Origin of the sequence: Mycolicibacter terrae, assembly GCF_010727125.1 — a bacterium.
In the GTDB taxonomy this organism is placed as follows: Bacteria; Actinomycetota; Actinomycetes; order Mycobacteriales; family Mycobacteriaceae; genus Mycobacterium; species Mycobacterium terrae.
On the sequence record NZ_AP022564.1, the window covers coordinates 4,377,420 to 4,404,365 of the forward strand.

Consider the following 26,946-nt stretch of genomic DNA (forward strand, 5'->3'; position numbering starts at 1 on the left):
GAATCGCTAGCGCGGTTCGATGGTGACCGGCATGTGCCGGACACCGGCGTGCTTATTGCTGCGGACGTATTCGATCGGGCCGGTCAAGGTCACGGCGCCCACCCGATCGAGCAGCACGTCGAAGATCACCCGCATCTCGAGGCGGGCCAGCGTCGATCCGAGGCAGAAGTGCACACCGCGACCGAACGTCAAGTGCGGGTTCGGGTTCCGGGAAATATCAAAGGCGTAGGGATCAGCGAAGACCGACTCGTCGCGGTTCGCCGAGGCCCACCACAGGCTCACCTTGTCGCCGGCGCGGATCTGCCGGCCGTGCAGTTGCACATCGCGGGTGGCGGTCCGCCGGTTGTACGGTGTCGACGAAGCCCAGCGCAGCAGTTCCTCGACAGCCACCGGCAGCAGTGTCCGATCCCGCCGCAAGCGTTCCCACGCCTCGGGATGCGCGCTGAGCGCCGACATGCCGATGGCGATCGAATTACGCGTCGTCTCACTGCCCGCGGCGATCATCAGGCTCAGAAACATCTGCTGCTCGTTGGCGGTGAGCGGCTCACCGTCGATCACCGCGTGCGTCACCACCGACAACAGGTCATCGGCGGGCTGGGCGCGCTTGCGTTCCAGAAGCTCGGCCCCATAGGTGTGCATCCGGGTATGGGCCTGCACCAACCGGTCGTTGACCTCGCCGACTTCGCGATCCTCGTAGTCCAGGGTGACATTGGCCCAGTTCATCAGTTCATGGCGATCTTCCTGCGGGACGCCCACCAGCTCCGCGACCGCCTGCAGTGGCAGCTCGGCGGCGACATCGACCAGAAAGTCGCATTCCCGCTTGGTCAGCGCGGCGTCCACGATCGTCACCGCGCGCTGCCGCAGATCCTGCTCGATCCCGCGCAGTGCCCGCGGAGTCATGCTGGGCATCAGCAGCTTTCGGAATTTTGCGTGCCGCGGATCGTCCATCATGTTCAGCAGTGCGCCGACGGCGAAACCCAGCGGCATGTCCTCCAGCGTGCTGCCGCCACCGTCCCGCCCGCCGCCGGTCTCTGAGGAGAAGGTCTCGTTGTCGGTGGCCGCGGCGACGATATCGGCGTAGCGGCTCAGTACCCAGAATCCCTCGCCGCCGGGGGAGTGGGCCGTGGCGGGATGGAACCAGACCGGAGATTCGCGGCGCAGCACGTCGAACACGTGGTGTGGGAAACCGGAAGTGAATCGGTCCAGGTCGGTCAGGTCGATGTCGTCGTGCATCAAGTCAGGACCATACACATAAATCACGGTGTCCCGTCTATTGTTCGGCGTGTGAGTGCCATCGAATGGACCTTGGCGCAGGGTTCGCCGCAGCGCGGCCGGACAGCCGTCGTGACCGGGGCCAACACCGGTGTCGGCCTGGAGGTCGCCCGTGGACTGGCGAGGCTGGGGGCCACCGTCGTGCTGGCCTGCCGCAACGTCGACGCGGCCGCCGCGGCCCGCCACGACATACTCCGGACCGTCCCGAACGCGCGGATCGACGTGGTTCACCTGGATGTCAGCGACCTGGCATCGGTGCGTGCCTGCGCGCAGGAGTTGCGGGCCGGCCATCCGGTGATCGACATCCTGGTCAACAACGCCGGTGTCATGCACCAGACGCGGCAGGTGACCGTCGACGGCTTCGAGGGCGACTTCGGCACGAACTTCCTCGGGTCGTTCGCTCTGACGGGACTGCTGCTCGACTGCGTTCTCGCGTCCACCGCGGGGCGAATCATCGCGGTGAACAGCAAAACCAGCCGGGGCGGCCGGATCGCGTTCGACGACTTGCAGTTGGAGAAGTCGTTCACCCCGGCGGTGGCCTACACGCAGTCCAAGCTCGCCCAGCTGATGGCCGCCTACGAACTGCAGCGACGGCTGGATTCGTCGGGCAGCACGGCGATCTCGCTGGCCGCGCACCCCGGCGGCTGCCGAACGGGGATCCTGCGCGAGCAGTCGCCGTCGGTCCGTTGGGTGTTCAACCGCCGCTTCCGGTATCTGACGGGCTGGTTCACCCAGGATCCCGCCGACGGGGCGCTGCCGATGTTGCGGGCGGCCACCGACCCGGCCGCCGCGGGCGGCCAGTTCTACGGTCCCGGTGGGCGTTTCGAGCAGATCGGCCCGCCGGTGCTGGTCCAAGCCGCGCGGCGAGCCCACGACGTCGAAGCGCAACGGCGGCTCTGGAACATCGCCGAAGACCTCACCGGCGTCACCTACCCGCTGACCCGCGAACCTTCCTAGCGCCGCGCGCGGCGGTCACCGCCGGCGCGATCCAACGGCGCAGCAGGCGCCGCAACTCCTCCCCCGGAGCGGGCAGTGGGGCCAGGATGAACGACTGCAAGGTGCGCAGCACCATCTCGATGATGTCGTCGACGGCTTGGCTGTCGAATCCGGTCCAGTCGACGTCCAGTCGCTCGAGCAGTGAGTGTCCGAAGGCGCGGCCGGTGTCGGTGGTCACGGTGACGGCGAAGGCACTGGGCTGTTGAGCGCGCAGCAACAGGCCGACGTAGGGGTCGTCGGGAAGTCGTTCCAGGGTCAGCGCGACACCCTCTGCGACCGCGTCCCCGGGATCGGTCATCCCCGCCAGCGCCGCGGCCAGTTGATCGAGGAAGTCCCCGACCCCGTCGATCGCGGTGGCCGACAACAACTCCTCGGTGCTGGGGAAGTAGCGGTAGACGGTCTGGCGGGTCACGCCGAGAGTGCGGGCCACGTCGGCGATGCTGGTCTGCTCGCCGCGCTCGTCGATGGTGCGCCGGGTCGCTTCGAGGATCCGCGCGACCGCCTCCTCGTCGCTGGCCGGCACATCGCCGCCCCAACCGCGGGTACGCATCAGAACCTCCCCGGCCGGGGTCGGCGTCGATCCATAGCCGGAACCGTAATCGACGCGGCGTGGTAGTCGTCGATCCTGGCCGGGTTGTCCGCTCGGAAGAAGCGGGCCGGGTGAAGTGCGACTGGACCGTGATACGCCCGTCCATCCCGCCGTTGCCGTTGCGGTCGTGCCCGAGGCGCCCGACCGAGCTGACGACCCACAGCGTCGGCCGCGTCGCGATGGCGAGTTGCCAGGTGAAGATCCGTTCACCGTCCGACACCTTTACAGATGATGAATAGAATGTCTCACTGTTGACCCGACCGCACGCCGGGTGCTAAGCAGATGCACAGCACACCTCCGCTGTCGTTAGAAGGGTCCACCATGGCACTGCAGTCGGTAATCGATGATCTGGCGAAGCGCCCCGGCACCGGCGAGGTGATCCCGGTGATCGACCCGGCCACCGAGGAGCAGATCACCGAGTTCCGCGACGCCGGCTCGGAAGCCGTCGACGAGGCCGTCGCCCGCGCCAAGGCCGCCTACCAGTCCGGGGTGTGGACCGACATCCCGGCCCGCCAGCGCGCCAAGGTGCTGTGGAAGCTGGCCGATCTGATCGACGAGCACGCCCAGGAGTTCGCCGAGCTGGAATCCCTGGACGCCGGGATGCCGCCGGCCCAGACCGAGATGATCGTGTCCACCTGCGCGGAGTTCTACCGCTACTACGCCGGCTGGTGCACCAAGCTCAACGGCACCAGCTACCAGGTGCAGATGGAAGGTGGCGTCAACAGCACGCACGCCAATTTCCACACCTACACCCAGAAGGAACCGTACGGCGTCGTCGGTTTGATCTACCCGTGGAACGGCCCGCTGTTCAACGCCTGCGCCAAGATCGCGCCGGCTCTGGCGGCGGGCTGCTCGAGCGTCATCAAACCGGCCGAGGAGACGCCGCTGTCAGCGGTGCTGCTGGAGAAGATGATCGCCGAAGCCGGGGTGCCCGACGGCGTCGCCAACTTCGTGATCGGCTACGGCGCCACCGCCGGCGCCGCCATCACCGCGCACCCCGACGTGGAGAAGGTCGCCTTCACCGGCTCGACCGAGGTCGGCAAGCAGATCATGCGTGACTCGGCGGACAACCTGAAGAAGGTCACCCTCGAGCTGGGCGGCAAGTCCCCGGTGCTGATCTACGCCGACGCCGATTTGGACATGGCGATCATGATGGCCTCGATGGGCATCTTCGTGCACTCCGGGCAGGGCTGTGTGTGCGGCTCGCGAATCTTCGTGGAGCGCAGCGTCTACGAACGCGTGGTTGCCGGCATCGCGATGATCGGCGACAACCTGGTGTTGGGCGGTCCCAAGGACGAGGGCTCCATGATCAGCCCGCTGGTCAGCCAGAAGCAACTCGACCGCGTGCTGGGCTACATCGACCAGGGCAAGCAGGAAGGCGTCGAGATCGTCAGCGGCGGCTACCGGCTGGACCGTAAGGGCTACTTCGTCAAGCCCACCGTGGTCACCGGCGTCGACCCCGCGACCAGCCGCTTGTATCGGGAGGAGATCTTCGGTCCGGTCGTCACGATCCTGCCGTTCGACGACGACGACGAAGCCGTGGCGATGGCCAACGACACAAGCTACGGTCTGGCCGCCACCGCATGGACCACGAACGTGGCCCGCGCGCACAACCTGGGCAAGCGGCTCAACGCCGGCATGGTGGGGCTGAACTGCCAGTTGACGTTCGACCACAACGTGCCGTTCGGCGGTTTCCAGCAGTCCGGCGTTGGCAAGGAGTTCGGTTACGAGGGCATCGACGCCTACCTGAAGACCAAGTCCATCTGGACGGCGCTGTAGAGGCGACGGCGCTCACCATGGCCGAGTGGTTCCTGTTCCTGCCGCAGAGCAGGCTGGACATCGACGACATCGTGCTGCGGGCGCGCACCGCCGAGACCAGTGGCTTCCACGGGGTGGCCTTCCTCGACCACCTGGAAACCCCGATGGACCCGGACGCCCCGATCTGGGAGGCGATGACGATCGCCACCTGGGTCGCCGCCCGTACCGAGCGGCTGCGGATCGGACATCTGGTGCTCTGCGATGCGTTCCGGCATCCGGCCGTGCTGGCCAAGCAGGCGGTGACGCTGGCCGAGGCCTCCGGTGGGCGTTTCGAGCTCGGTCTGGGATCGGGGTCGATGCCCGACGAGCTGTCCCGTTTCGGGCTCGGTGCACCGACCGCCGGCCAGCGGGTCAGCGCCCTGGAACAGACGGTGACCGCGGTCAAGCGCTACTGGGCCGGTGGCGACGACACCCAGCTGCCCACGCCGAGCAACCCGATCCCGCTGCTGCTGGCCGGGCGCGGCCCGCGGATGCTGGGATTGGTGGCCCGCCATGCGGATTGGTGGAATCTGCCGGCGACCCACGTCGACGAACTACCGGATCTGCTGCCCAAGGTCGGCTCGGCGCGGGCTTCGGTGCAGCAGATGGTCGGCTTCATCGGGGACAGCGCTGATGCCGAGACGGTGACCGCCAAGGCGCATCGCCGGTTCAGCCAGCTCGGCCCCGGACTGGTCTGTGGCCGCGCGGACGAACTGGTCGACTACTTCTCCGGCCTGCGCCGCCAGGGCGCACAGCGGTTCTACGTATGGTTCTCCGATTTCGCTGCGCCGGAGACGATCGCAGAATTCGGTGAGAGAGTGATTACCGCACTCGGGGAATGACGTCCCCACCAAATCCATCTCCCGGCGCACCTTCGTGCGCGGTGCCGCCAGGCTCGCAGGAGTGCGGCGACCTGACGTTCTCCCCGCCGCGGCTCACCTCGTGCGCCGTGTGAGGTCAGGTACGTGGGATCGGCTGGTCGTCGTCGCGGTGGCCGAAGACGCCGAAGCCGTCCACGAGTTGCGCCGATGGTTCGGAGGACCAGTCCCATCCGGCGATCTGACGGCGGGAGCGCCGGCTGAACAAGCCGCGCAGCAGCTCATATCCGTCGGCGCGCACCATCGTGACGGAGTCGCCCGAGCCGCAACGCCATTGCTGCCCCAGCTCGTCGCTGATCACCAGGGTGGCGGTGTCACGCAGCCGCCGGCCGGGCAGGTTTCCCAGCACGTCCAGGAACGGTTGCCAGTGTTCGCGGTCGGTTCGCGGCAAACCCAGTGCCTCGTGCAGGTCCGCTTCGTGGCAGATGACGTCCGCGGCCAGATTCGGACCGGTGAACTGCTCAGGCAGACCCGATTCGACCGCCGGGGCCGCGCGCTCCCACTCGGCGAGCAGCTCGTCGACCGCGCGGTCGTGACGTTCGGCGACGTGCCGCGCGGTCCAAGAATCCCCCGGCGCGCCGTCGAGCCGGCCGGCCAACGCGTCGGCGGCACCACCGACCAGGTGGGCCAGCACGTCGTGCACCGTCCAGCCGGGCGTCGCCGGAACCGGGGTGCGCAGCTGGTGGTCGCCGAGTTCGGCGGCCAACACCCCGATCCGGCCGCGGGCGGCACGGTAGATCGCGTCAAGCATGGGAACCTCCTGCAGTGCGTACCGGAGCCAGTGTGCCCAATGGTGTTCGGGCCAAAGCACATCGGGCGGTACGCCGCGCGCCCGGCAGGTTGGCCCGCAGGATCCGCCACAGCAGTACCGGATCACGCAGCCCCGAGGGCGGGTCGACGAGGTTGCGCACCCGAAGGAAGCGCTCGGTGACGGTGATGTCGCGGCTGGCGGCCGTGCCCGCCGCATCGGCGAACCACCCGCTCAGCCGGTGGCGTACCGGGTGCCGGCGATCCGATGACGAATCGTTGGCGACGTTCGCCGCCCAGACCGGCGCGATTTCGTCGGCGGCAGCCCGAAAGAACCGCCGCGGCAGGTCTGATCCGCCGTCGCGCAGGCAGTCGCGCAGTGCGAGCGCCTCGAGCGCGGCCACCGTCATGCCTTGGCCGTGCAGCGGGTTGAGCCGGCACAGTCCGTCGCCGATCACCACCAGACCGGCGGGGAAGCGCGGCATCCGGTCGTAGCGGTGCCACAGTGCACCGGTGTCGTGGGAAACCGCGATGTCGCCCGCCGGTGTGGCGTCGCGCAAGCCGGCCATGATGCCAGCGGGCAGGACCTGCTTGGCCGCGGCCAGCATCGCGCTGAAATCGGCTGGGGGAGCGCCATGGTCGCCGTAGCGGGCGATAGCCAGCATCCAGGTGTCGTGCTCGTAGGCCATCAGCAGCAACACCGGGGCGGGCCGGCCGGGGTTGACGAAGACCATCCGGTCGGTGAGCCGGTCCGGCGGGATGCGCAGCAACTGGCTGGAGTAGCCCCAATTGGCATCGAGGCGCTGTTCGGGCACGCTGCCGAAGCCGTGGCCGGCCAGGAACTCGGCGGTCCGGGCCGCCCGGCCCGTCGCGTCGACGACGAGATCGGCGTGCAGAACCTGCGTGAGGCGGTTGCGTTGATTCCTGATTCGCACGCCGGTGACGATGTTGCGGTCGTGCACCGGCTCGACCGCATCGTGGCCGTCGAGAAATGCGACGTTGCCGAGCCTGTCGACATGCTGCCGGACGTGAAACTCCACGAACGGCCGGCTGGCGCTGTAGATCGCCAGCGCCCCGGGATCGGCGAGCCTGCCGGTCCGGTTCAGCTCGTGACGGCCGATCCGGGCATACCGTCCGGACAGGTCGGCGTCGTCGATGACCACCGCGCCGGCGCCGGCGAAGTCATCGAGGATTCCGGGAAACAGTTCACCGAGGATGCCGGTGCCGCGGGACAGGACACTGTGCAGGTGCCGGCCCTGCGGCACCCCCCGTCGGTGGGCCGGATGATCGGGCAGCCGGTCGCGGTCCACCACCGTGACGGAGTCGTAGAACTCCGCTGCCACCCGAGCCGCCAGTAGCCCGGCCATCCCGGCTCCCAGCACGACCGCAGACGACTTCGTTTCGCCCAAGGCAAGCCCCTCTCCCGACGCAAGGGACCCACGATACAGACAAATTAAGAAAAATAAGAGTATCTTGGCGTAACAGTAAGATTCTTAGCCTGCCGGGAGCGGGGCTGTCGGCGCGGACGTCAAGGAGCCTTCGGGTTGGGCGCCGGGGGTGAAGCTGGCTTCACGCTCGGTGGGGACAGGGGAGACGGGGGAATCGGCGCGGGTGGGGGCCGGGCGCCGGTGCACGTTGATCGGCCACCAGAACCACCTCCCGAGCAGCGCCGCGACCGACGGGGTGATGAGGCTGCGGACGATGAAGGTGTCGAACAGCAGGCCCAGCCCGATGGTGGTGCCGATCTGGCCGACCGAACGCAGGTCGCTGGCGATCATCGCGATCATGGTGAACGCGAACACCATCCCGGCCGCCGTCACCACCTTGCCGGTGGCGCCCATCGCACGGATCAGCCCCGTCTTCAGGGCCGGTTTGGCGCCGCCACCGATCTCCTCCTTCATCCGGGAGACCACCAGCAGGTTGTAATCCGAGCCCACCGCGAGCAGCACGATCACGCTCATCGCGATCACCAGCCACTGCAGCTCGATGCCGAACACGTACTGCCACAACAATACCGACAATCCGAACGAGGAGGCCAGTGACAGCACCACGGTTCCCACGATCACGATCGAGGCGACCAGTGCCCGGGTGATCAGCAGCATCACCACGAAGATCAGCACGATGGCGGCGATCGCCGCGATCAGCAGGTCGTAGTGGGCACCGGTCTGGATGTCGGAGTAGGTGGCCGCGGTGCCGCCGAGGTAGAACTTCGCCTTGGCCAGCGGGGTGCCCTTGACGGCCTCCTTGGCGGCTTGCAGTTCGGCGCCGACGTGCGAGATGCCCTCGACCGTCGCGGGATCGCTGTCGTGGGTGATCAGGATGCGTGCGGCCTGGCCGTCCGGTGACATCATCAACGCCATCCCGCGTTGAAAGTCGGGACTGTCGAAGGCTTCCGGTGGCAGGTAGAACATATCGTCGTTCTTCGCGTCGTCGAACACCTGGCCCATCACCGCGGCGGTGTCGGTCATCTGCTCCAGCTGGGTGACCACCTGGCTGAAGCTGCTGTGCATGGTCAGCATCAGATCGCGCATGTTGGTGGTGATCGCGATCATCGGTGGGATCTGGGCGGCGATCTCCGGGGTGATGCCGTCGACCCGGTCCAGCTGATCGGCGAGCGCGGTGGTGTTCTCCGCCAGCTTGTCGAACCCGTCGGTGGCATCGAACATCGACCGGAACGCGTTGCACACACCGACGTTGAAACAGTGCGGTTCCCAATAGAAATAGTTGCGCAGCGGCCGGACTTGGTCGTCGAAGTCAGCGATCCGGTCGCGCACCTCGGCCATGGTTCCTTCCATGTCATGGGTGGCCTGGTCGGTGCCGTGGGTGGCGTCGGACAGCTGCACGGTCAGGCCGTGCAGGCGATCCATCACCGCGACCATCGAGGAGAGTTGATCGGCCATGGTCTGGGTGTCGTCGAGGCGGGCCTTGAGGAACTGCAGGTTCTCGGCCATCGTGACGCCTTGGGCGCTGATCTGGAACGGCACCGAGCCGTGTTCCATCGGCGGACCGAGCGGACGGGTGATGCTCTGCACCCGTTCGATGCCGGGAACCCGGAAGATGTTGCGGGCGATGCGATCCAGCACCAGCATGTCGCGCGGGTTGCGCATGTCGTGATCGGCTTCGACCATCAGCATGTCGGGGTTCATCCGCGCCGCGCTGAAGTGCTTCTCCGCTGCGGCGTAGCCGATATTGGACGGCACGTCGGACGGGATGTAGTGCCGGTTGTCGTAGCTGGTCTGATAGCCCGGCAGCACCAGAACGCCGACAGCGGCAACGGCGGCGGCGGCGGCCAGGATCGGTGCCGGCCAGCGCACCACGGCGGTCCCGACCTTGCGCCAGCCGCCGGTCTGAGTTGTTCGCTTGGGATCGAGCAGGCCGAACCGGCTGCTGACCGCGAGCACCGCCGGCGCGAACGTCAGCCCCATCGCCAGGATGGTGAACATACCCAGCGCGCACGGCACCGCCAGCGTGTTGAAGTAGTTCAGCCGGGTGAAATGCAGGCACAGCATCGCACCGGCGATCGTCAGCCCGGAACCCAGGATGACGTGACTGACGCTGGACAGCGTTGTGCGCTGGGCGGTTTCGGGATGCTCGCCGGCGCTGCGGGCCTCGTGGTAGCGCCCGATCAGGAAGATCCAATAGTCGGTTCCGGCCGCGATGGCCAGCGCGGTCAGGATGCTGACCACGAACGTGGAGATCGCGAAGACACCGAAGTTGGCCAGCACCGCGATCAGCCCGCGGGCCACGCTCATCTCGGTGACGACCACGAGCAGTCCGATCACGGTGGTGGCGATCGAGCGGTAGACCACCAGCAGCATCACCGTGATGACGGCCAGGGTGATCCCGGTCATCTTGATCATCGAGGCATCGCCGGCCTCGTTGGTGTCGGCGACCAGGGCGGCCTGGCCGGTCACGTAGGAGCGCAGGCCGGGCGGGGGATCGGAGTCCTCCACGATCGTGCGCACCGCGTCGACCGACTCGACGCCCCGGGCCGAGCCCTGGTTCCCCGCGAGGTGCACCTGCACGTAGGCGGCCCGGCCGTCCTCGCTCTGCGATCCCGCCGAGGTGACCCGGTCGCCCCAGAAGTCCTGCACGTGCTCGACGTGCGCGGTGTCGGCCTGCAAGGTCGCCACCAGCCGCTCGTAATAGCGGTGGGCGTCCTGGCCCAGTTCGGTGTCGCTCTCCAGCACGATCATCAGCACCGAATCGGAGCTGAACTCGCCGAACTTCTCCCCGATGTGCTTCATCGCGATCACCGACGGCGCATCCTGCGGCGAGAGCGAGACGGCGTTGCGCGCTCCGACGACCTCCAGCTGCGGCACCAGCAGGTTCGTCGCGGCCGCCGCGGCGAGCCAGAACAGGATGATCGGGACGGCCAGGGCACGGATCAGCCGCGGATACAGCGGCGGCTTGGCTCCGGGGGGCGGCGTGCTGTGCTGGCCGCTCATGCGGCCTTCACCACGCAGAAGGTCGCCGCGCTGTGGCCGCCGGTCCGCTGCTCGTCGCGTAGTTCGCCGTTGACGGTGATCCGGCAGCCCAGCTCGTCGCCGTCGCCCTGGGCCATGACATTGGCGAACACGCTCGGCTGCGTCGTGGTCAACGTCAGCGACCACGGCAGGGAGTCGAACGTCGCCTCCCGCGGCTGGGCGCGTTCGTCGACGTAGCTGACCATCCCCGAAGTGGCGTGGGGGCCGTAGATCTCGTAGGTGACGTACTTCGCGACGGTGGACACGATCTCGCCGCCCGCGCCGGCGGCTGCCGCCGACTGATCGGCGCCGAAGATGCCATGGAACCGGTAGATGACCAGTGCGCCCACCGCCGCGACGGGGACGATCACCAGCACGATCCACAGCCGCTCCAGGGGCGCCCGGAGCTTTCGCATTGCGCTCATGGCCGCTAACCTTACGACCATAAGGAAACGCCTGTAAAGTTAAATTGTGGCGGCTCACACCGGCGTCGGCGATGTTGTCCAGCACGCAGTGGCCGCAGAACTAACGGTCGTTAGGATGAGCACGTGCCCAGTACCACTCGTCGGCGCAATATGCGAGGTCACGGCGCATTGCTGCGCGAGGAGATCCTGGCCGCGGCCGCCCGGGTGATCGATGGCGCGGACAGTGAGGGTGAGGTCTCGCTGCGGCGCATCGCCCGGGAGGCGGGTATCGCCGCGCCGTCGGTCTATGCGCACTTCGAGGACCGGGACCGGGTGCTCGAGGCCGTCGCCGAGTCGAGTTGGGTGCAGGTTTCCGAGGAGATCGCCGAGCACATTCAGGCGGCCACCGATCCCCGCGAGCGCCTGCTGATCGGCTGTCGGGTGTACGTGTCGTTCGCGCAACGCCATCCGCTGCGCTACGCCCTGATGACCCAGGACGGCCACGCGCCGCCGGCCGCGCGCCAGGCGCTCGCCGTGGTGACTCGGGGATTGCTGGCCTGCCGGGGACAAGCACCGGCTTCGGATTCGGACCCGGACTCCGACCGGATCGCCGCCGCGTTGTCGGTGGCACTGCACGGCGTCGCCATGCTGCACCGCAGCGACGCCCCGAATCTGTGGCTGAGTGACTTCAGCACCGACGAGGTGATCCGAACGCTGGTCGACGCCGCGACCCTATTACTGACCGACGCCGGCCCCACCTGAGCCCGCACAGATGTGATCGCCCCCACACCCGGCGGCAAATCGCTCACAGGATGCTCCCAACCACCTTCCAGCGAGTCACCCTAGATTCATCTCCTGGCCACTTTGCTGGCCATATTGTCCACGTGCAGAGGCCGGTGAGATGGATTTTGGAGCGATGCCGCCGGAGGTCCATTCCGGCCTGATGTATTCCGGAGCAGGGCCCGGACCGCTGCTGGCCGCCGCCGCCGCGTGGCAGGCGCTGGCCGGCGAGTTGCACACCGCGGCCGCGGCCTACCGTTCGGTGATCGCCGACCTGGCCGGTACCTGGCACGGGCCGTCCGCCATGGCGATGGCCACGGCGGCCACCCCGTATGCGGAGTGGATCGGTGTCACCGCCACGCGCGTCGAGCACGCCGCCGTCCAGGTCTCCTCGGCGGCAGCGGCGTACGAGGCCGCCTTCGCCGCCCACGTTCCGCCGCCGGTGATCGAGGCCAACCGCAGTCTGCTGGTGAGCCTGGTCGCCACGAACCTGCTGGGCCAGAACACCCCGGCGATCGCGGCCACCGAGGCCCTCTACGCCGAGATGTGGGCGCAGGACGCCGCCGCCATGTACGGCTACGCGGGCTCGGCGGCGGCCGCCACCCAGCTCGGCGTGTTCGACCCGGCTCCGGAAACCGCCGACGTGACCACGGATTCGACCCAGCTGGTCACCGCCGCTGAGGCGGCCGGGGCCCGGACGGCCTCGGCCGCACCGTCGAAGGTCTCGCAGCTGCTGTCGGCGGTGCCGCGGGCGCTGAGCGACTTCACCTCGTCCCCGGCGCAGGTGACGGCGCCCGATATCGGGTCCGGCCTCAAGGATTTCGCCAAGTTTCTGGGCGATCTGGTGGGGCCGTACTCGCCGCTGGGTCACCTCGCCAACCTCGGCAGCGGCTGGCTGATCGCCGGGCAGCTCGTGGGCTTGGCCCAGAACCCGCCCGGTGTGGCCAGCCTGCTCGGCGGTCCGGCCCCGATCACCGGTGCCCTGGGGCCGCTCTCGGGTGGGTACATCTCCTACCAGGCGCCACTGACCGCCGGGGCCACCACCGTGGCGGCGAGCACCGGGCAGGCGAGTTTGGTCGGGTCGCTGTCGGTACCGGCGAGCTGGTCCACCTCGGCGCCGTCCGGCAAGGCTCTGCCGGCGGTGCTGTCGGGCAGCTCGGTCGGTTCCAGCGCCTCGGCGTTCGCCGTCGAGGGCTCATCGAGCGCGATGTTCAACGAGATGGCGCTGTCGAGCCTGGCCGGCCGCGCCGTCGGGGGCACCGCGGTGCAGTCCGTCGCGGGCGGCGCCGCCCGGGTGCTCGACAAGGCGCCCGACACCGAGGCCCTGACCACGGCCACCATCCTGGTCATCCCGGTGCCCGAGGATGGAGTCACGCCGTGATCGATTTCGCTCTGATACCTCCCGAGGTCACCTCCGGCCAGGTGTATGCCGGCCCGGGCGCCGAATCGTTGCTGGCCGCGGCCACAGCGTGGGAGGGGCTGGCCGCCGAGCTGCACTCCGCGACGACCTCCTACCGCGCGGTGCTCACCGCCCTGACCGCCGAGTCGTGGGTCGGCACCTCGGCGACGGCCATGATCGCCGCGGCGACGCCCTTCGTGGACTGGATGTCGACCGCTGCCGCGCAGGCCACCCAGGCGGCGGTGCAGGCCGGGGCCGCGGCGAGCGCGTTCGAGGTGGCGCTGGCCGCGGTGGTGCCGCCGCCGGTGATCGCGGCCAACCGCAGCGTTCGGGCAGCCCTGCTGGCGACGAACACCTTCGGCCAGAACACCGCGGCGATCGCGGCCGCCGACGCCCAGTACGCGCAGATGTGGGCGCAGGACGCCGGCGCGATGTTCGCCTACCAGGCCGCCGCCATGGCCGCCGCCAGGCTGACGCCGTTCGCCTCGCCGCCGCAGGCCACCAACTCGGCCGGCCCGGCCGAGCCGGGCATCGCCGCGGCCGGCGATGCGTCCGACATCGGCGCAATCTACGAGGGCCTGTTCAGCACCCTCGGGGGAGTTATGAAGTTCGGCGGCCTCGGCAACTTCGTGCTGAGTGCGCCCAACTTCGGCATGGTCCAGTTCAAGACGTTCTACAAGCCGCAGGCGCTGTTGCCGGAGGTCCCCAAGTCCGCGCTCGGGGCGGGGCTGGGCGGGAGAGACATAGCGGGGCTGGGCGGGAGAGAGATAGCGGGGCTGGGCGGGAACGGGATGAACGCCGTGGGCGCCGGGTTGCGCGGCGGTGCGAAGTCGGCGGCCTCCGCCGGGATGATCCGGGCTGTCACGGCCGGGGTGGGCACCGCGCCTTCGGTCGGTGCGCTGTCGGTGCCCCAGGGCTGGGCGACCGCCACCCCCGCCATCCGATTGGCCGCGACCTCATTGCCGGCGGCCGGCACCGCCGCGGCACCGATGGCCGGGGCGAGCGGTCTGCTGAACCCGGCCGCATTGGGCGCATTGACCGGTGGGGCGCTGGGTGCTCCCGGTTCGCAGCTGATCAACGGCGCCAATGTCCGGGGCGGGTCCGCCAAGAGCGCTAAAGGTCAGGCCCCGGTTCAGCTCGACCGCGTCATCGCCCAGTTGCAGAAGCAGAAGGACAGCGTCCAGCACTGGCAGATCGACGAGGCCGGCCTCGACGACCTGCTCGAGGAACTGTCGAAGAAGCCCGGGTTCCACGCGGTGCATCTGAAAAAGGCCCCCGGGGACTCCGGGGCCTCCGGGGCCGCCGGCTCCGTCGCCGCGACGACGGCAATCCCGTGAGATCGCTACCGGCGCTGGCCGTTGCGGTCGGCCTCTGCCTGGCCGGGGCCGCTCCCGGGAACGCCGACCCGGAACCCGGCGCCGCCCCCGACGCCCAAGATGCGGGCGGCGCTGTCCACAATGCCGCCTTCCTGCAATCGCTGCTTGCCGCCGGAATCACCTACAGCAACTCCGGTCAGGCCATCGAGGCCGCCCACGCGGTCTGCGGCCTCGTCGACCGGGGCGAACCCGCCCTGCAGGTGATCTCCGACCTGAAAGCCAACAACCCGGGCTTCACCACCGACGGCGCGGCGCAGTTCGCCGCCATCGCGGCGACCACCTATTGCCCGCACCAGCTCATCAAGAAATGACGGCCCGCGACCTGCCTTGAACGAGTCCTCGCCGGCTACCCGCCGCTGGGAGCGGGCGAGGGAGTGGCCGGCCGGGGCTGCGGCACGAAGCCCTTCAGCACGTCGGGCAGGCCCGCCGACTGCTGGGGTACCGGCGCACAGGTCGGTGGGCATTCGGTCAGTTGCCAGGGGGCGCAGCGGTCGGTCCGGAATGCGGTGTCGGTCGGCTCGATCAGCACCACCTGCGGCTTCTTGGTCATCGCGCTGTCGACGGTCTTGCCGCTGCTGACCCGGCGCCAGTAGCAGGCATTACCATCCCGCGGCCCGTCGGAGCGGTAGGTGCCCGGCAGGATGTCGGTCCCGACGGCGAAGGTGCCGTCGGTGTCGATCACCTGTTTGGGCGTGGGCGTGGGCGGGGGAGTCGGCTCGGCTCCGGCCACCCCGCCGGCCGTCCACGCCGCGGCCAGCGTGACAGCCAGCATGGCGGTCACCGTCCCGGCCGGCTTCATCGGTCTCATACCACGCGAGGTTACCGACCGGACGGCTTGATGCCGACCGTGATCAGGTCCGACACCAGTAGCGTCCACGCCGGCCGAGCCACCCGGTGCTGGTCGGCGACGGTGAACCCGGCGCCGGTGAACAGCGTGCGCATCTCGGTCGGCGTCGGCTGGTGCGCCGGATTCCAGCGGCCGCCCAACAGCCGGCGCAGCGGAACGGGGTGGCGTGGGCTCAGCGCGGTGACCGCCGCCAGCCCGCCCGGCGCCAACACCCGATAGAACTCCGCCACCGCCGCCGGCTGGTCGAAGAAGTGGAAGGCCGAGCTGGTCACCACCGCGTCGAGCGTCCCGTCCTCGAAGGGGAGGTGTTCGGCGGGTCCGGTCAGCCACTGCACCCGCGTCGAGCGCGCCCGGGCCTCGTTGAGCATGCCGGCGGACATGTCCACCCCGTAGACGGCGGCGGGCCGAAGTTCGCGTTCGATGCGGTCGGCGAGGATGCCGGTGCCGCAGGCGATGTCGGCGACCCGGGCCGGCTGACGGGATCGCAGCGCGGCGATCAGCTCGTCCTGGGCCGGTCGGTAGACCCAACGTTGCAGGTAGTGGGCGTCATAGGCGGGCGCTGCCCAGCTCCAGAACCGGGTGATCGCGTCGTTGAGGCCTCTACGCGGGATCGGGGTTGCCACGGCGTGAAATCTACCGCCGGTTCGATGAGAAGGTGTAGGCATGACCGTCTGCTACCGGCACCCCGACCGGGCCACCGCGCTGCGCTGCATCCGGTGTGGGCGCTACATCTGCGGCGACTGCATGCGCGGCGCCGCCGTCGGGCAGCACTGCGTGGACTGTGCGCAGGAGGGCGCCGCTCAGCGCCGGACCCGCCCGCTGGTCCGGAGCGCCTCGGGGGCACCGGTGGTCAGCTATGGGCTGATCGCGCTGAACGTGCTGGCCTTCATTGCGCAGATGTCGTCGGGCCGACTGGACTCCGAATTGGTGCTCTGGTCACCGGCGGTGGCCGACGGTCAGATCTACCGGCTGCTGACGTCGGCGTTCCTGCACTACGGCCCGATGCACCTGCTGCTGAACATGTGGGCGCTGTATGTCGTGGGGCCCTCGTTGGAGGGTCTGCTCGGCCGGGCACGGTTCATCGCCCTATACCTGCTCAGCGCACTGGGCGGCTCCGTCGCGGTCTATCTGCTGGCGCCGTTGGACACCGCCACCGCCGGCGCCTCGGGCGCCATCTTCGGTTTGTTCGGCGCGACGCTGGTCGTCGGCCGACGGCTGCGGATGGACGTCGGCTGGGTTGTCGCGGTGATCGGAATCAACCTGGTCTTCACCTTCACCATCCCGCGGATCAGCTGGCAGGGGCACGTCGGCGGGCTGATCGCCGGGCTGCTGGTGGCCTGCGCCTACGTGTATCCCGCACCGGCGCGCCGCAACCGGATCCAAGCCCTGGCCAGCATCGCGCTGCTCGTGCTGTTCGTTGCGCTGATCTGGTGGCGCACTGCCGAATTGGTCTCCTGACCTCGAGCGTGTCCTCCCGGACCGACGCCTGCTCGCCCCCTAAGCTTTCGGTGGTCCACCAGCGAGAGGATCGACCAATCGGCGCCAACGGCGACCAGGATGAGATGAGTCGACCGGACGGGAGCCGGACTCGCCGGGCCACCTCGATGCGCACCTCGGGCAAATCCCGCTGGGTTGCGCCGGCCCCGCGTGCCGCCCGGTTGACCACGGCACGCGCCGCGGACCGGATTCGGCGGGAGCGGCGACGGCCGGGCATTCACGCCCTCGATGGCCTGCGCGCGATAGCCGTCGCGCTGGTGCTGGCCGACCACGGCGGCATCCCGGGGTTGTCGGGCGGGTTCATCGGCGTCGACCTGTTCTTCGTCCTGAGCGGATTCTTGATCACCTCGCTGCTGATCGACGAGCTGCACCGGACCGGACGGATCGACCTCGGCGCCTTCTGGATCCGCCGCGGCCGACGGTTGCTGCCCGCCCTGGTGCTGATGGTGCTGACCGTCGCGATCGCCCACGAGTTGCTGCCCTCTGACGCGGTGGTGGGTCTGCGTGAGGACGCCGTCGCCGCGTTCTTCTGGGTGGCCAACTGGCGGTTCGTCGCCCAGCACACCGACTACTTCACCGAGGCGGGCACCCCGTCGCCGCTGCAGCACACCTGGTCGCTGGGCGTCGAGGAGCAGTACTACTTCCTCTGGCCCCTTCTTCTCATCGCGATCGCCCTGCTGCTGGCGTTCCGTGCCCGGCGCCGCGGCCGGCTGGCGACCGTCGGCGGGGTGCGCCTGACCGTCTTTCTGCTGGCCAGCGCCGGGGCCGCGGCATCGGCGACCGCAGCCGAGGTACTGGCTTCCCCCGCCTTCGGCGCCACCCGCGACCGCGTCTACTTCGGCACCGACACCCGTGCGCAGGCGCTGCTGATCGGCGCCGCCGCAGCCGCGCTGCTGGTGGGGGATTGGCCCGCTTTGACCGCCGGCTGGTCGGTGGTGCGCTCCCGCCGGGGCCGCTGGGTCGCCCGGCTGCTGCCGCTGGCCGGGCTGGCCGTGCTGGCGATGGCGTCGCACCGCGCCACCGGCAGCGCCGCGGAGTTCCAGGGCGGCCTGCTGACCATCGTCGCCGTCGCCGCGATCGCGGTGATCGCGCCGGTCGCGCTGCACCAGGACGGGCCGGTGGGACGGGCGCTGGCCTGGACTCCACTGGTGTGGTTGGGGACGATCTCCTACGGCGTGTATCTGTGGCACTGGCCGGTCTTTCTGGTGCTCAACGGCGAGCGCACCGGGTGGTCGGGATGGCCGCTGTTCGTCGTGCGATGTGCCGTGACACTGTTGCTGGCCGCGGTGTCCTGGTGGGTGATCGAGGAGCCGATCCGCCGCTGGCGGCCGGCGCAGGTCTCACTGCTGCCGCTCGGGGCCGCCGTGAGCGCCACCGCGGTGGCGGTCACGGTGTTCGTGGTCCCGGTTGTCGAGCGGCCCACCGCCGAGACCGGCCTGACCCCGGATGTGGCGGCGGCCGCGGCGGTGTCACCGTCGCCGCCGGGTCGCAAGCGCCCGGCGCCGGTGCGCCACGACCCCAATCGGCCGCGCACCGTCTCGGTGTTCGGCGACTCGATCGGGTGGACCGTGATGCACTACCTGCCGCCCACCCCCGGCTACGACTTCATCGACCACACCGTCGTCGGCTGCAGCATCGTGCGGGCCGGGCCGTACCGCTGGGCCGGCAAGACCATCGATCAGGGACGCGAATGCGACGGGTGGCCGGCCCGGTGGGCGCGACAGGTCAAAGCCGACCAGCCCGACGTGGTGCTGCTGTTCGCCGGCCGCTGGGAGACCGTGGACCGGGTCAACGAGGGCCAGTGGACCCGCATCGGTGACCCGACGTTCGACGCCTACCTGACCGCGGAGCTGCGGCACGCGCTCGACGTGCTGGAGTCCGCCGGCAGCAGGGTCGTGGTGACGACCGTGCCCTACAGCCGTTACGGGGAGCGGCCCGACGGCAGCCTGTGGCCCGAGGACGACCCCAAGCGCGTCGACCGCTGGAACGCCCTGCTGCGCCGGGTGGTCGCCGGGCGCGAAGCCGTGACACTGATGGACTTGAACAAGAAGCTCGGCCCGAACGGCGCCTACACCGCCAAGGTCGACGGCATCAGGGTGCGCAGCGACGGCATTCACCTCACTCCCGAAGGGGTGAAGTGGCTGCTGCCGTGGCTGGAGGAATCGATCAGCTGACCCGGCCGGCAAACCGGCTCGACTCACGTGCTGAGGGCAACGTCACAGCAGCTCAGGGATGCGGGAATTAATTTAGTTTTGCTAACGTAGTATTTATCAGCGCAGCGTCGCGCCCCTTGAAAACCACTTCTCCGAGCTATTTCTTCAGAGGTTCCTTTTATGACTACCGCTACCGCATTTGACTCAGACGACCAGCAGGCCCACCGCTTTGCCGGACTGGCCGCCACCGACCCCCAATTCGCCGCCGCCCAACCCGACCAAGCCGTCGCCGACGCCGCCGCCCAGCCCGGCCTCCGGCTGCCGCAGCTCGTGCAGACCATCCTGACCGGTTACGCCGACCGGCCCGCGCTGGGCCAGCGAGCCGTCGACTTCGTCGTCGACCCGGCAACCGGCCGCACCGTCGCGCAGTTGCAGCCCCGTTACGACACCATCACCTACACCGAGCTGGCCGAACGGGTCCGTGCCCTGGCCGCCGCCCTCGTCGCCGCGGCCGTCCGGCCCGGAGACCGGGTCGCGGTGCTGGGTTTCACCAGCGTCGACTACACCGTCATCGACGTGGCACTGGGCCAGATCGGTGCGGTCTCGGTGCCGCTGCAGACCTCCGCGGCGGTCAGCGCCCTGACCCCGATCGTGACCGAGACCGAACCCCGTGTCATCGCCGCCAGCGTCGACTCGCTGGCCGACGCGGTTGAGCTGGTGCGGGCCGGTCCGGCCCCCACCCGCCTGGTGGTCTTCGACTACCACGAGCAGGTTGACGATCACCGCGACGCACTGGCCGGCGCCCGCGCGCAGCTGGCCCGCCTCGAGGTCGCCGTCGAGCCGCTGGCCGATATGCTCACGCGCGGCCGGACTCTGTCCCCGGCGGACCCGGCGGGCCTGCCCGCCCACGACTCCGGCGCGGGGACCGACCCGCTGGCCCTGCTGGTCTACACCTCCGGCAGCACCGGCGCACCCAAGGGTGCGATGTACCCGCAGAGCAACGTGGAGCGGATGTGGGTCCGGTCGGCCAGGAACTGGTTCGTCCCGACCGCCGCCTCGATCACGCTCAACTTCATGCCGATGAGCCACATCATGGGCCGCGGCATCCTCTACGGCACCCTCGGCAACGGCGGCACCGCCTACTTCAGCGCCCGTAGCGATCTCTCCACTTTCCTGGAGGATCTGGCGTTGGTGCGGCCCACCGAGCTGAACTTCGTGCCCCGGATCTGGGAGATGCTCTACCAGCACTTCCAGAGTGAGGTCGACGGTCTTGACGGGGATCCGGCCGCCGAGGCCGACGTGCTGGCGCGGATGCACCGCGATCTGCTCGGCGGGCGGTGCATCTACGCGATGACCGGCTCCGCGCCCATCTCCGACGAGCTGAGCAATTGGGTGGAGCGGCTCACCGGGCTGCACCTGCTCAACGGCTACGGCTCCACCGAAGCCGGCATGGTGCTCTCCGACGGCGTCGTGCAGCGGCCGCCGGTGCTCGACTACAAGCTGGTCGACGTGCCCGAACTGGGCTATTTCGGCACCGACAAGCCGCACCCGCGCGGCGAGCTGCTGCTCAAGACCGAGAACCTGTTCCCGGGCTACTACAAGCGCCCGGAGATCACCGCCGAGGTGTTCGACGCCGACGGCTACTACCGCACCGGCGACGTCGTCGCCGAGGTCGGCCCCGACCAGTTGGTCTACGTCGACCGGCGCAACAACGTGCTCAAGCTGGCCCAGGGCGAGTTCGTCACCCTGGCGAAGCTGGAGGCGGAGTTCGGCAACAGCCCGCTGGTGCGCCAGATCTACGTCTACGGCAACAGTGCTCAGCCCTACCTGCTGGCCGTCGTGGTGCCCACCTCAGAAGCACAGCAGCGCTTCGATGTTCCCGCCGAGCTCAAGGCGGCGATCACCGAGTCGCTGCAGCAGGTGGCCAAGGACGCCGGCCTGCAGTCCTATGAGGTGCCGCGCGACTTCCTCGTCGAGACCGAACCGTTCACCCTGGAGAACGGTTTGCTCACCGGCATCCGCAAGCTGGCGTGGCCGAAGCTGAAGGCGCACTACGGTCGTCGCCTCGAGCGGCTCTACGCCGAGCTGACGCAGGGGCAGGCCAACGAGCTGAGCGAACTGCGTCACCACGGTGCGCAGCGTCCGGCGCTGGAGACCATCAGCCGGGCCGCCGCCGCACTGCTGGGCGCATCGGCCGCTGACCTGGCCCCCGACGCCCACTTCACCGACCTGGGTGGGGACTCGCTGTCGGCGCTGACCTTCGGCAATCTGCTGCGCGACATCTTCGACGTCGACGTCCCGGTCGGCGTGATCGTCAGCCCGGCAAGCGATCTGGCGTCGATCGCGGCGTACGTGCAGGAGCAGCGGATCGGGTCGAAGCGGCCGACGTTCGCCTCGGTGCACGGCCGGGATGCCGTCGAGGTGGCCGTCGCCGACCTGACCCTGGACAAGTTCCTCGACGAGGCCACCCTGGCGGCGGCACCGGCACTGCCCGGCCCGTCCGAGCAGGTGCGCACCGTGTTGCTGACCGGGGCCACCGGCTTCCTGGGGCGCTACCTGGCGCTTGAGTGGTTGGAGCGGTTGGCGCCGGTGGGCGGCAAGCTCATCTGCCTGGTGCGGGCGAAGTCGGATGCGGATGCCCGCCGCCGCCTCGACGGTGTCTTCGACAGTGGCGATGCGAAGCTGCTGGCCCGCTACACCGAATTGGCCGCCAAGCACCTGGAAGTCATCGCCGGCGACAAGGGCGAGGCGAATCTCGGCTTGGAGCAACACGTGTGGCAGCGGTTGGCCGACACCGTCGACGTGATCGTCGACCCGGCGGCGCTGGTCAACCACGTGCTGCCCTACAGCGAGTTGTTCGGGCCGAACGCCGTCGGCACCGCCGAGCTGATCCGGGTCGCACTGACCGGCAAGATCAAGCCGTTCACCTATTTCTCCACCATCGGTGTCGGCGACCAGATCCCGCCGGGCAGCTTCACCGAGGACGCCGACGTGCGGGTGATGAGCCCGGTGCGGGCGATCAACGACGGTTACGCCAACGGTTACGGCAACAGCAAGTGGGCCGGCGAGGTGCTGCTGGCCGAGGCGCACGACCTGTGCGGCCTGCCGGTCGCGGTATTCCGTTGCGACATGATCCTGGCCGACACCGGCTACGCCGGCCAGCTCAACCTGCCGGACATGTTCACCCGGATGATGTTCAGTCTGGTCGCCGCCGGTGTCGCACCCGGTTCGTTCTACGAGCTGGACGCCGACGGCAACCGGCCGCGGTCCCACTACGACGGGCTGCCGGTGGAGTTCATCGCCGAGGCGTCCACCACGTTGGCCGCCGCTGCGGGCCACGGGTTCGCCACCTACCACGTGATGAACCCCTACGACGACGGCGTGGGCATGGACGAGTTCGTGGACTGGCTGATCGAGGCCGGCTACCCGATTCGGCGGATCGCCGACTACGGCGATTGGTTGCAGCGGTTCGAGACCACCCTGCGCGCGCTGCCGGAGCGGCAGCGGCAGGCATCCCTGCTGCCGCTGCTGCACAACTACCAGAAGCCGCAGCCGGCGATCTGCGGGTCGATCGCACCGACCGATCGCTTCCGGGCGGCCGTGCAGGCGGCCGAGATCGGTGCTGACCATGACATTCCGCATGTCACGCCGGCAGTGATCGTCAAGTACGTCACCGACCTGGAGCTGCTGGGGCTGCTCTAGTCTCGCGTGTCACGGTGGCGGGCCGATTGTTTCGGCCCGTCACCGTTTGCGTTGCGTGACGATTGCCTTCGATTAATCAGGCCGAAACTGTTGCGGCAGTGGCCTATCGGGCAATCGCAATCCGGTGCCCGATCCGACCAGCGTTTGACGGTCGCGGGATTCGATGCCACCATGGTGGGGAATGTGTCGACATCCCCGTATGTCTTGGCCGGAAGGAGGTGAGGGCGAAGTGAGTCCCAGCGACGGTCCGTATCCGTGTTCGATGGTTCGTCTGTCCCTCACCGGCCCCGGCGTCTCCGCCGCGGCCTGAACCGCGAATTCCGCCGACCCGGATGGGTCGTGTCGGGCGTCCCGGCAGGAGAAAATCATGGCTTTTGTTCTCACCCACCGTATTTCGACGATTCACGGCTCGGCGGTCCGCCAGGCTAGCCGCCGCGTGGTCGGCCGGTTGCGCCACCTGGGCGCTCCGCTGGAGATGAGCCCGCAGCAGCGTGCCGAACGCTACGTGGCGCACATGCCGACGGCGGTGCTGGGCGCCTGCTGACCGCTGCGCAACACCGCAGCCAGGGATCGCCTAGGCCTGTACGACGATCGGGTCGCCCATGTGCACGGTGTCGAAGTACCACGCCGCGTTGTCCGGGCTGAGGTTGATGCAGCCGTGGCTGACGTTCGAGTAGCCCTGCGAGTTCACCGACCAGGGCGCCGAATGCACGTAGACACCGCTCCAGGTGACCCGAACCGCGTACTGGCCGTCGAGCAGGTAACCCTCGGGGTCATTGAGCGGGATGCCGATGGTGCGCGAATCGAACTTGACGTTGCGCTCTTTGGACAATGCGGTGAACGAACCGATCGGGGTGGGGCGCTTGGGCTTGCCCATCGATGCCGGCATCACCCGCACGGTCTCGCCGTTGATGCTGACGGTGAAGGTGTGATCGGAGATGTCGGCGACCCCCAGCACCGCGTCACCGGTCTCGAATCCCGTCGACATGCCGTGGGCGTCCACGCTGATCTTGCTGTGCGGTGACCAGTAGCCGTCCGGAACCCACTGGACGACATCGTCGCTGACCCACTCGAAATGGCCGGCGGACGTCCCCGACGCCTTTCCGGACTCGGCGATGTGGATGCCGCGCTCAGCGGCCGCCCGGTCGCTGACCGGCCCGGCGAACCGCACGATCACCGGGTAGGCCACCCCTACCACCGCACCGGCCGCCGGCTCGATCGCCGCGACGGCGAATCCCGGTGCCGGCGTTGTCTGCGCCGCCTGGCTGATACCGGTGGACGCCCCCATCACCAGGGCCACCGAGCCGGCCATCGCCAATATTCCCCGCCACACGCTGTACATGGCATCCATTGTGCCAAGCCCAAGGGGTACGGCGCAGATTTAGCGATTCTCTGCCGGCGCCAGCAGGCCGCCCCAGGCCGCCTTGGCCCCGGATTCACCGATGGTGTGGATGGCGAACATCGACCCCCCGGCCAGGGCGATCACCACCGCTGCGATGCCCACCCGCACCAGTGGTGCCACACCGCCGCCCCGTGACAGTGCCACGTGCAGCCCGGCCAGCAGCGCCGCCGCAACCACCAGACCCAGCGCCATGTAGAGGCCGTACTCGCCGGCGGTCATGTGCCTGTCGAGGTCGGGCGACCCGCCGATCTTGCCGGAGTCGGCCAGCCATTCACCGGCGCTGACCGTCGCCGGTGTCACGAGCAGCGTGAGGCCGGCCAGCGTCGCCACCAGCCAGACCAGCCGGCGGCGTGCCGCAGGCCACAGCGCGCACAGGATCAGCAGGATCGCGGTCAGCGGTACCAGCGCCACCACGGCGTGCAGCAGCAGGACGTGCGCGGGCAACCCGGCAATTGTCGACATCGATGTCCTTTCATTTTCCAGCGCGGGTTATGCGCTGCTGCCGGCGTGCGCGGCCGCGGACTCCGACAGCGGTTCATAGCGGGCGAACCCGCGGGTGAACGAGCCGGCGCCGTGCGTGAGCGAACGCAGGTCGACCGCGTACCGGATCAGCTCGGTCTGAGGCACTTCGGCTTTCACGCAGGTGCGGTCCGCACCGACTTTATCGGTACCCAACACCCGGGCGCGGCGGGCCGACAGATCGCCCATCACGGCGCCGACCAAATCGTCGGGAACCAGCACCGTGACGTCGTCGATCGGCTCGAGCAACCGCACCCGGCCGGCTGCCGCGGCGTCGCGCAGCGCGGCCGACCCCGCCATCTGGAACGCGAAGTCCGACGAATCGACGCTGTGGGACTTGCCGTCGAGCAGGGTGACCCGGATATCGACCACCGGGTAGCCCTCCCCGGCCTCTCCGGTGAGTCCCCGCTCCATCTGTGCGCGGACGCCCTTCTCCACGCTGGGGATGAACTGGCGCGGTACCGCCCCGCCGACCACCCGGTCGACGAACTCGAAACCGGAACCCTGCGCCAGCGGTTCGACCTCGATGTCGCAGACCGCGTACTGGCCGTGCCCGCCAGACTGCTTGACATGCCGACCGTGGCCTTTGGCCTTGGCGGCGAACGTCTCCCGCAGGGCCACCCGCAGTGCGACCGTGTCCACCGCTACCGCGTAGCGATGGGCCAGCGCGTCGAGCACGATGGCCGAATGCGCCTCACCCATGCACCACAGCACGGTCTGGTGGGTTTCCGGATTGCGCTCGATACGCAGGCTCGGGTCCTCGGCGGCCAGCCGCGCCAGCCCGACCGCCAGCTTGTCCTCGTCGGTCTTGGCGTGCGGGATGACCGCGACCGGCAGCAGCGGGTCGGGCATCGACCAGGGTTTGCACACCAGCGGGTCGCCCTTGTCGGACAGTGTGTCTCCGGTCTCGGCGTGGCTGAGCCGGCCGACCGTACAGATGTCACCGGCCATCACCGCCCCGGCCGGCCGCAGTTGCCTGCCGAGTGGAAACGCCAGCGCCCCGATCCGGTCGTCCTCGTCGTGGTCGGCGTGGCCACTGGCCGCGCCGAAGAACCCGCTGCAATGCCCACTGACGTGAATCCCACTGTCGGGCTTGATGGTTCCGGAGAACACCCGCACCAGGCTGACCCTGCCGACATAGGGATCCGAGGTGGTGCGGACCACCTCGGCCAACAGCGGCCCGGCCGGGTCGCAGCTCAGTCCGGGGCGCGCCACGCCGTCGGGGGTGAACACCTCTGGAAGCAAGTGCTCGGGCGGTGCGGGGAATCCGGCGGTGATGACCTCGAGCAGCTCGGGAACGCCGACCCCGGTGCTGCTGCACACCGGAACGACCGGGAAGAACGAACCGCGCGCCAAGGCCCGCTCCAGGTCGTTGGTGAGCACCGCCCGGTCGATCTGCTCCCCGCCCAGGTAGCGGTCCAGCAGCGACTCGTCCTCGGACTCCTCGATGATCGCCTCGATCAGCGTGCCCCGCTGCTGTTCGACGTCGGCGGAGTCGTATTGGCCCGCCGCCAGCAGATCGATGAGGCCGGCGGGCCCGCCCGGCTCGGCCGGCGATGGCAGATACAGCGGCAACACCTTGTCGCCGAACGCCAACCGAGCCGCGGCCACCCGGCCGGGGTAGTCAGCCCGGGCGTGGTCCAGCTTGGTGACGACCACCGCACGCGGCATGCCGACCCGGCTGCATTCCTGCCACAGCGCGGTGGTGGCGTCGTCGATGTCCTCGTTGGCCGCGACAACGAACAGTGCGGCGTCGGCGGCCCGCAGTCCGGCGCGGAGTTCGCCGAGGAAATCGGCATAGCCCGGGGTATCGATCAGGTTGACCTTGATGTCGTCGTGTGCCAATGAGGCGCACGCGAGCCCGACCGAACGCTGCTGACGTATCTCGGCGTCGTCGTAGTCGCAGATCGTGCTGCCGCTGGTGATCGAGCCGGCCCTGGGCAGCACCCCGGAGGCGACCAGCATCGCCTCGACGAGGGTGGTCTTGCCGGAGCCGGGCGGGCCGACCAGCACGACGTTGCGGATGGCGGCCGGACTGGCCGCGGTCGGGGCGGCAGCCGTGGCCCGTGAGGTCCCGGTCTTGTCTGACATGGCATCCTCCTGAAAGCTCAGCCTCCCTTCA

General features: G+C 69.1%; 22 protein-coding genes and 1 pseudogene. 11 read left to right on the forward strand and 12 right to left on the reverse strand.

All coding sequences use genetic code 11. The annotated features are described in order from the left end of the window. Window positions 1-6 precede the first annotated feature (6 nt). Window positions 7-1,233 carry a cytochrome P450 gene (locus tag G6N23_RS20730; RefSeq protein ID WP_085260099.1) on the reverse strand — a complete coding sequence of 409 codons (1,227 nt, stop codon included), beginning with the start codon at window positions 1,231-1,233 and terminating at the stop codon, window positions 7-9. A gap of 51 nt (window positions 1,234-1,284) precedes the next feature. Here G6N23_RS20730 and G6N23_RS20735 point away from each other — a divergent pair, with 51 nt between their 5' ends. Further along, the gene (locus G6N23_RS20735; RefSeq protein WP_085260098.1) at window positions 1,285-2,229 is read left to right on the forward strand and encodes an oxidoreductase; all 945 of its coding nucleotides are present in this window, start codon (window positions 1,285-1,287) and stop codon (window positions 2,227-2,229) included. On the opposite strand, the gene G6N23_RS20740 is transcribed toward G6N23_RS20735, so the two are convergent. Together G6N23_RS20740 and G6N23_RS22195 are read right to left on the reverse strand one after the other, a co-directional pair. Beyond that, window positions 2,198-2,818 carry a TetR/AcrR family transcriptional regulator gene (locus tag G6N23_RS20740; RefSeq protein ID WP_085260097.1) on the reverse strand — a complete coding sequence of 207 codons (621 nt, stop codon included), beginning with the start codon at window positions 2,816-2,818 and terminating at the stop codon, window positions 2,198-2,200. The genes G6N23_RS20735 and G6N23_RS20740 overlap by 32 nt on opposite strands. Then, a pseudogene (locus G6N23_RS22195) lies at window positions 2,818-3,071 on the reverse strand (SRPBCC family protein); the annotation flags it as partial. The gene G6N23_RS20740 and the pseudogene G6N23_RS22195, both read right to left, overlap by 1 nt. A 107-nt stretch (window positions 3,072-3,178) precedes the next feature. On the opposite strand from G6N23_RS22195, the gene G6N23_RS20750 reads away from it, so the two are divergent. Both G6N23_RS20750 and G6N23_RS20755 read left to right on the forward strand, forming a co-directional pair. Continuing rightward, entirely contained in the window at window positions 3,179-4,636 is a 1,458-nt protein-coding gene (locus G6N23_RS20750) for an aldehyde dehydrogenase family protein (protein WP_085260096.1), read from the forward strand. A gap of 17 nt (window positions 4,637-4,653) precedes the next feature. Next, on the forward strand, window positions 4,654-5,496 hold the full coding sequence (locus G6N23_RS20755; RefSeq protein ID WP_085260095.1) for an LLM class flavin-dependent oxidoreductase: 843 nt from the start codon (window positions 4,654-4,656) through the stop codon (window positions 5,494-5,496). 115 nt (window positions 5,497-5,611) lie between these two features. Here G6N23_RS20755 and G6N23_RS20760 read toward each other — a convergent pair whose 3' ends face one another. The 4 genes from G6N23_RS20760 to G6N23_RS20775 all read right to left on the reverse strand — a co-directional run bounded on the left by G6N23_RS20760 (window position 5,612) and on the right by G6N23_RS20775 (window position 11,170). After that, window positions 5,612-6,283 carry a maleylpyruvate isomerase family mycothiol-dependent enzyme gene (locus tag G6N23_RS20760; protein WP_085260094.1) on the reverse strand — a complete coding sequence of 224 codons (672 nt, stop codon included), beginning with the start codon at window positions 6,281-6,283 and terminating at the stop codon, window positions 5,612-5,614. Next, complete coding sequence (locus tag G6N23_RS20765) at window positions 6,276-7,688, reverse strand: NAD(P)/FAD-dependent oxidoreductase (protein WP_095174085.1); 1,413 nt, start codon at window positions 7,686-7,688, stop codon at window positions 6,276-6,278. Before G6N23_RS20765 ends, G6N23_RS20760 begins: the two co-directional genes overlap by 8 nt. Before the next feature lie 84 nt (window positions 7,689-7,772). Then, a complete protein-coding gene (locus G6N23_RS20770; RefSeq protein ID WP_085260092.1) occupies window positions 7,773-10,727 on the reverse strand; it encodes an MMPL/RND family transporter in 2,955 nt (984 codons plus the stop codon). Then, complete coding sequence (locus G6N23_RS20775; protein WP_234808534.1) at window positions 10,724-11,170, reverse strand: MmpS family transport accessory protein; 447 nt, start codon at window positions 11,168-11,170, stop codon at window positions 10,724-10,726. Before G6N23_RS20775 ends, G6N23_RS20770 begins: the two co-directional genes overlap by 4 nt. 123 nt (window positions 11,171-11,293) lie before the next feature. On the opposite strand from G6N23_RS20775, the gene G6N23_RS20780 reads away from it, so the two are divergent. From G6N23_RS20780 to G6N23_RS20795, 4 genes are all read left to right on the forward strand, one after another. Continuing rightward, on the forward strand, window positions 11,294-11,911 hold the full coding sequence (locus G6N23_RS20780) for a TetR/AcrR family transcriptional regulator (RefSeq protein ID WP_234808533.1): 618 nt from the start codon (window positions 11,294-11,296) through the stop codon (window positions 11,909-11,911). Window positions 11,912-12,050: 139 nt separating this feature from the next. Next, entirely contained in the window at window positions 12,051-13,310 is a 1,260-nt protein-coding gene (locus G6N23_RS20785) for a PPE family protein (RefSeq protein WP_085260090.1), read from the forward strand. Further along, window positions 13,307-14,665, forward strand: a complete 1,359-nt coding sequence (locus tag G6N23_RS20790; RefSeq protein WP_235653466.1) for a PPE family protein — start codon at window positions 13,307-13,309, stop codon at window positions 14,663-14,665. The genes G6N23_RS20785 and G6N23_RS20790 overlap by 4 nt, the downstream gene beginning before the upstream one ends. After that, window positions 14,662-15,015 carry a DUF732 domain-containing protein gene (locus G6N23_RS20795; protein WP_085260089.1) on the forward strand — a complete coding sequence of 118 codons (354 nt, stop codon included), beginning with the start codon at window positions 14,662-14,664 and terminating at the stop codon, window positions 15,013-15,015. The genes G6N23_RS20790 and G6N23_RS20795 overlap by 4 nt, the downstream gene beginning before the upstream one ends. Window positions 15,016-15,050: 35 nt before the next feature. On the opposite strand, the gene G6N23_RS20800 is transcribed toward G6N23_RS20795, so the two are convergent. Then, window positions 15,051-15,512: an Rv1352/Rv1906c domain-containing protein gene (locus G6N23_RS20800; protein WP_372508890.1), complete on the reverse strand. Its 462-nt coding sequence runs from the start codon at window positions 15,510-15,512 to the stop codon at window positions 15,051-15,053. A gap of 11 nt (window positions 15,513-15,523) precedes the next feature. Continuing rightward, entirely contained in the window at window positions 15,524-16,174 is a 651-nt protein-coding gene (locus tag G6N23_RS20805; protein WP_235687125.1) for a class I SAM-dependent methyltransferase, read from the reverse strand. A gap of 40 nt (window positions 16,175-16,214) precedes the next feature. On the opposite strand from G6N23_RS20805, the gene G6N23_RS20810 reads away from it, so the two are divergent. The 4 genes from G6N23_RS20810 (at window position 16,215) to G6N23_RS20825 (ending at window position 23,447) form a co-directional block, all read left to right on the forward strand. After that, a complete protein-coding gene (locus tag G6N23_RS20810; RefSeq protein ID WP_085260086.1) occupies window positions 16,215-17,009 on the forward strand; it encodes a rhomboid family intramembrane serine protease in 795 nt (264 codons plus the stop codon). Window positions 17,010-17,155: 146 nt separating this feature from the next. Continuing rightward, complete coding sequence (locus G6N23_RS20815) at window positions 17,156-19,222, forward strand: SGNH/GDSL hydrolase family protein (RefSeq protein ID WP_095174084.1); 2,067 nt, start codon at window positions 17,156-17,158, stop codon at window positions 19,220-19,222. A 159-nt stretch (window positions 19,223-19,381) separates the two neighbouring features. Next, complete coding sequence (gene car, locus G6N23_RS20820; RefSeq protein WP_085260085.1) at window positions 19,382-22,903, forward strand: carboxylic acid reductase; 3,522 nt, start codon at window positions 19,382-19,384, stop codon at window positions 22,901-22,903. Between the two features lie 367 nt (window positions 22,904-23,270). Further along, window positions 23,271-23,447 carry a hypothetical protein gene (locus G6N23_RS20825; protein ID WP_157997556.1) on the forward strand — a complete coding sequence of 59 codons (177 nt, stop codon included), beginning with the start codon at window positions 23,271-23,273 and terminating at the stop codon, window positions 23,445-23,447. Window positions 23,448-23,477: 30 nt separating this feature from the next. On the opposite strand, the gene G6N23_RS20830 is transcribed toward G6N23_RS20825, so the two are convergent. The 3 genes from G6N23_RS20830 to G6N23_RS20840 are packed head-to-tail and all read right to left on the reverse strand — an operon-like array spanning window position 23,478 to window position 26,915. After that, on the reverse strand, window positions 23,478-24,245 hold the full coding sequence (locus tag G6N23_RS20830) for a L,D-transpeptidase (RefSeq protein WP_162291761.1): 768 nt from the start codon (window positions 24,243-24,245) through the stop codon (window positions 23,478-23,480). 39 nt (window positions 24,246-24,284) lie between these two features. Continuing rightward, on the reverse strand, window positions 24,285-24,767 hold the full coding sequence (locus G6N23_RS20835) for a hypothetical protein (protein ID WP_085260084.1): 483 nt from the start codon (window positions 24,765-24,767) through the stop codon (window positions 24,285-24,287). A 27-nt stretch (window positions 24,768-24,794) separates the two neighbouring features. Next, window positions 24,795-26,915, reverse strand: a complete 2,121-nt coding sequence (locus tag G6N23_RS20840; RefSeq protein WP_085260083.1) for an elongation factor G-like protein EF-G2 — start codon at window positions 26,913-26,915, stop codon at window positions 24,795-24,797. Window positions 26,916-26,946 lie beyond the last annotated feature (31 nt).

What these genes read in the sequence shown, in the direction of transcription:
- G6N23_RS20785 (WP_085260090.1), top strand. Translation starts at nt 12,051, where the DNA reads ATGGATTTTGGAGCGATGCCGCCGGAGGTCCATTCCGGCCTGATGTAT.
- G6N23_RS20810 (WP_085260086.1), top strand. Translation starts at nt 16,215, where the DNA reads ATGACCGTCTGCTACCGGCACCCCGACCGGGCCACCGCGCTGCGCTGC.
- G6N23_RS20740 (WP_085260097.1), bottom strand. Translation starts at nt 2,818, where the DNA reads ATGCGTACCCGCGGTTGGGGCGGCGATGTGCCGGCCAGCGACGAGGAG.
- G6N23_RS20815 (WP_095174084.1), top strand. Translation starts at nt 17,156, where the DNA reads ATGCGCACCTCGGGCAAATCCCGCTGGGTTGCGCCGGCCCCGCGTGCC.
- G6N23_RS20750 (WP_085260096.1), top strand. Translation starts at nt 3,179, where the DNA reads ATGGCACTGCAGTCGGTAATCGATGATCTGGCGAAGCGCCCCGGCACC.
- G6N23_RS20830 (WP_162291761.1), bottom strand. Translation starts at nt 24,245, where the DNA reads ATGTACAGCGTGTGGCGGGGAATATTGGCGATGGCCGGCTCGGTGGCC.
- G6N23_RS20775 (WP_234808534.1), bottom strand. Translation starts at nt 11,170, where the DNA reads ATGAGCGCAATGCGAAAGCTCCGGGCGCCCCTGGAGCGGCTGTGGATC.
- car (WP_085260085.1), top strand. Translation starts at nt 19,382, where the DNA reads ATGACTACCGCTACCGCATTTGACTCAGACGACCAGCAGGCCCACCGC.
- G6N23_RS20800 (WP_372508890.1), bottom strand. Translation starts at nt 15,512, where the DNA reads ATGAGACCGATGAAGCCGGCCGGGACGGTGACCGCCATGCTGGCTGTC.
- G6N23_RS20755 (WP_085260095.1), top strand. Translation starts at nt 4,654, where the DNA reads ATGGCCGAGTGGTTCCTGTTCCTGCCGCAGAGCAGGCTGGACATCGAC.
- G6N23_RS20840 (WP_085260083.1), bottom strand. Translation starts at nt 26,915, where the DNA reads ATGTCAGACAAGACCGGGACCTCACGGGCCACGGCTGCCGCCCCGACC.
- G6N23_RS20760 (WP_085260094.1), bottom strand. Translation starts at nt 6,283, where the DNA reads ATGCTTGACGCGATCTACCGTGCCGCCCGCGGCCGGATCGGGGTGTTG.
- G6N23_RS20730 (WP_085260099.1), bottom strand. Translation starts at nt 1,233, where the DNA reads ATGCACGACGACATCGACCTGACCGACCTGGACCGATTCACTTCCGGT.
- G6N23_RS20835 (WP_085260084.1), bottom strand. Translation starts at nt 24,767, where the DNA reads ATGTCGACAATTGCCGGGTTGCCCGCGCACGTCCTGCTGCTGCACGCC.
- G6N23_RS20770 (WP_085260092.1), bottom strand. Translation starts at nt 10,727, where the DNA reads ATGAGCGGCCAGCACAGCACGCCGCCCCCCGGAGCCAAGCCGCCGCTG.
- G6N23_RS20825 (WP_157997556.1), top strand. Translation starts at nt 23,271, where the DNA reads ATGGCTTTTGTTCTCACCCACCGTATTTCGACGATTCACGGCTCGGCG.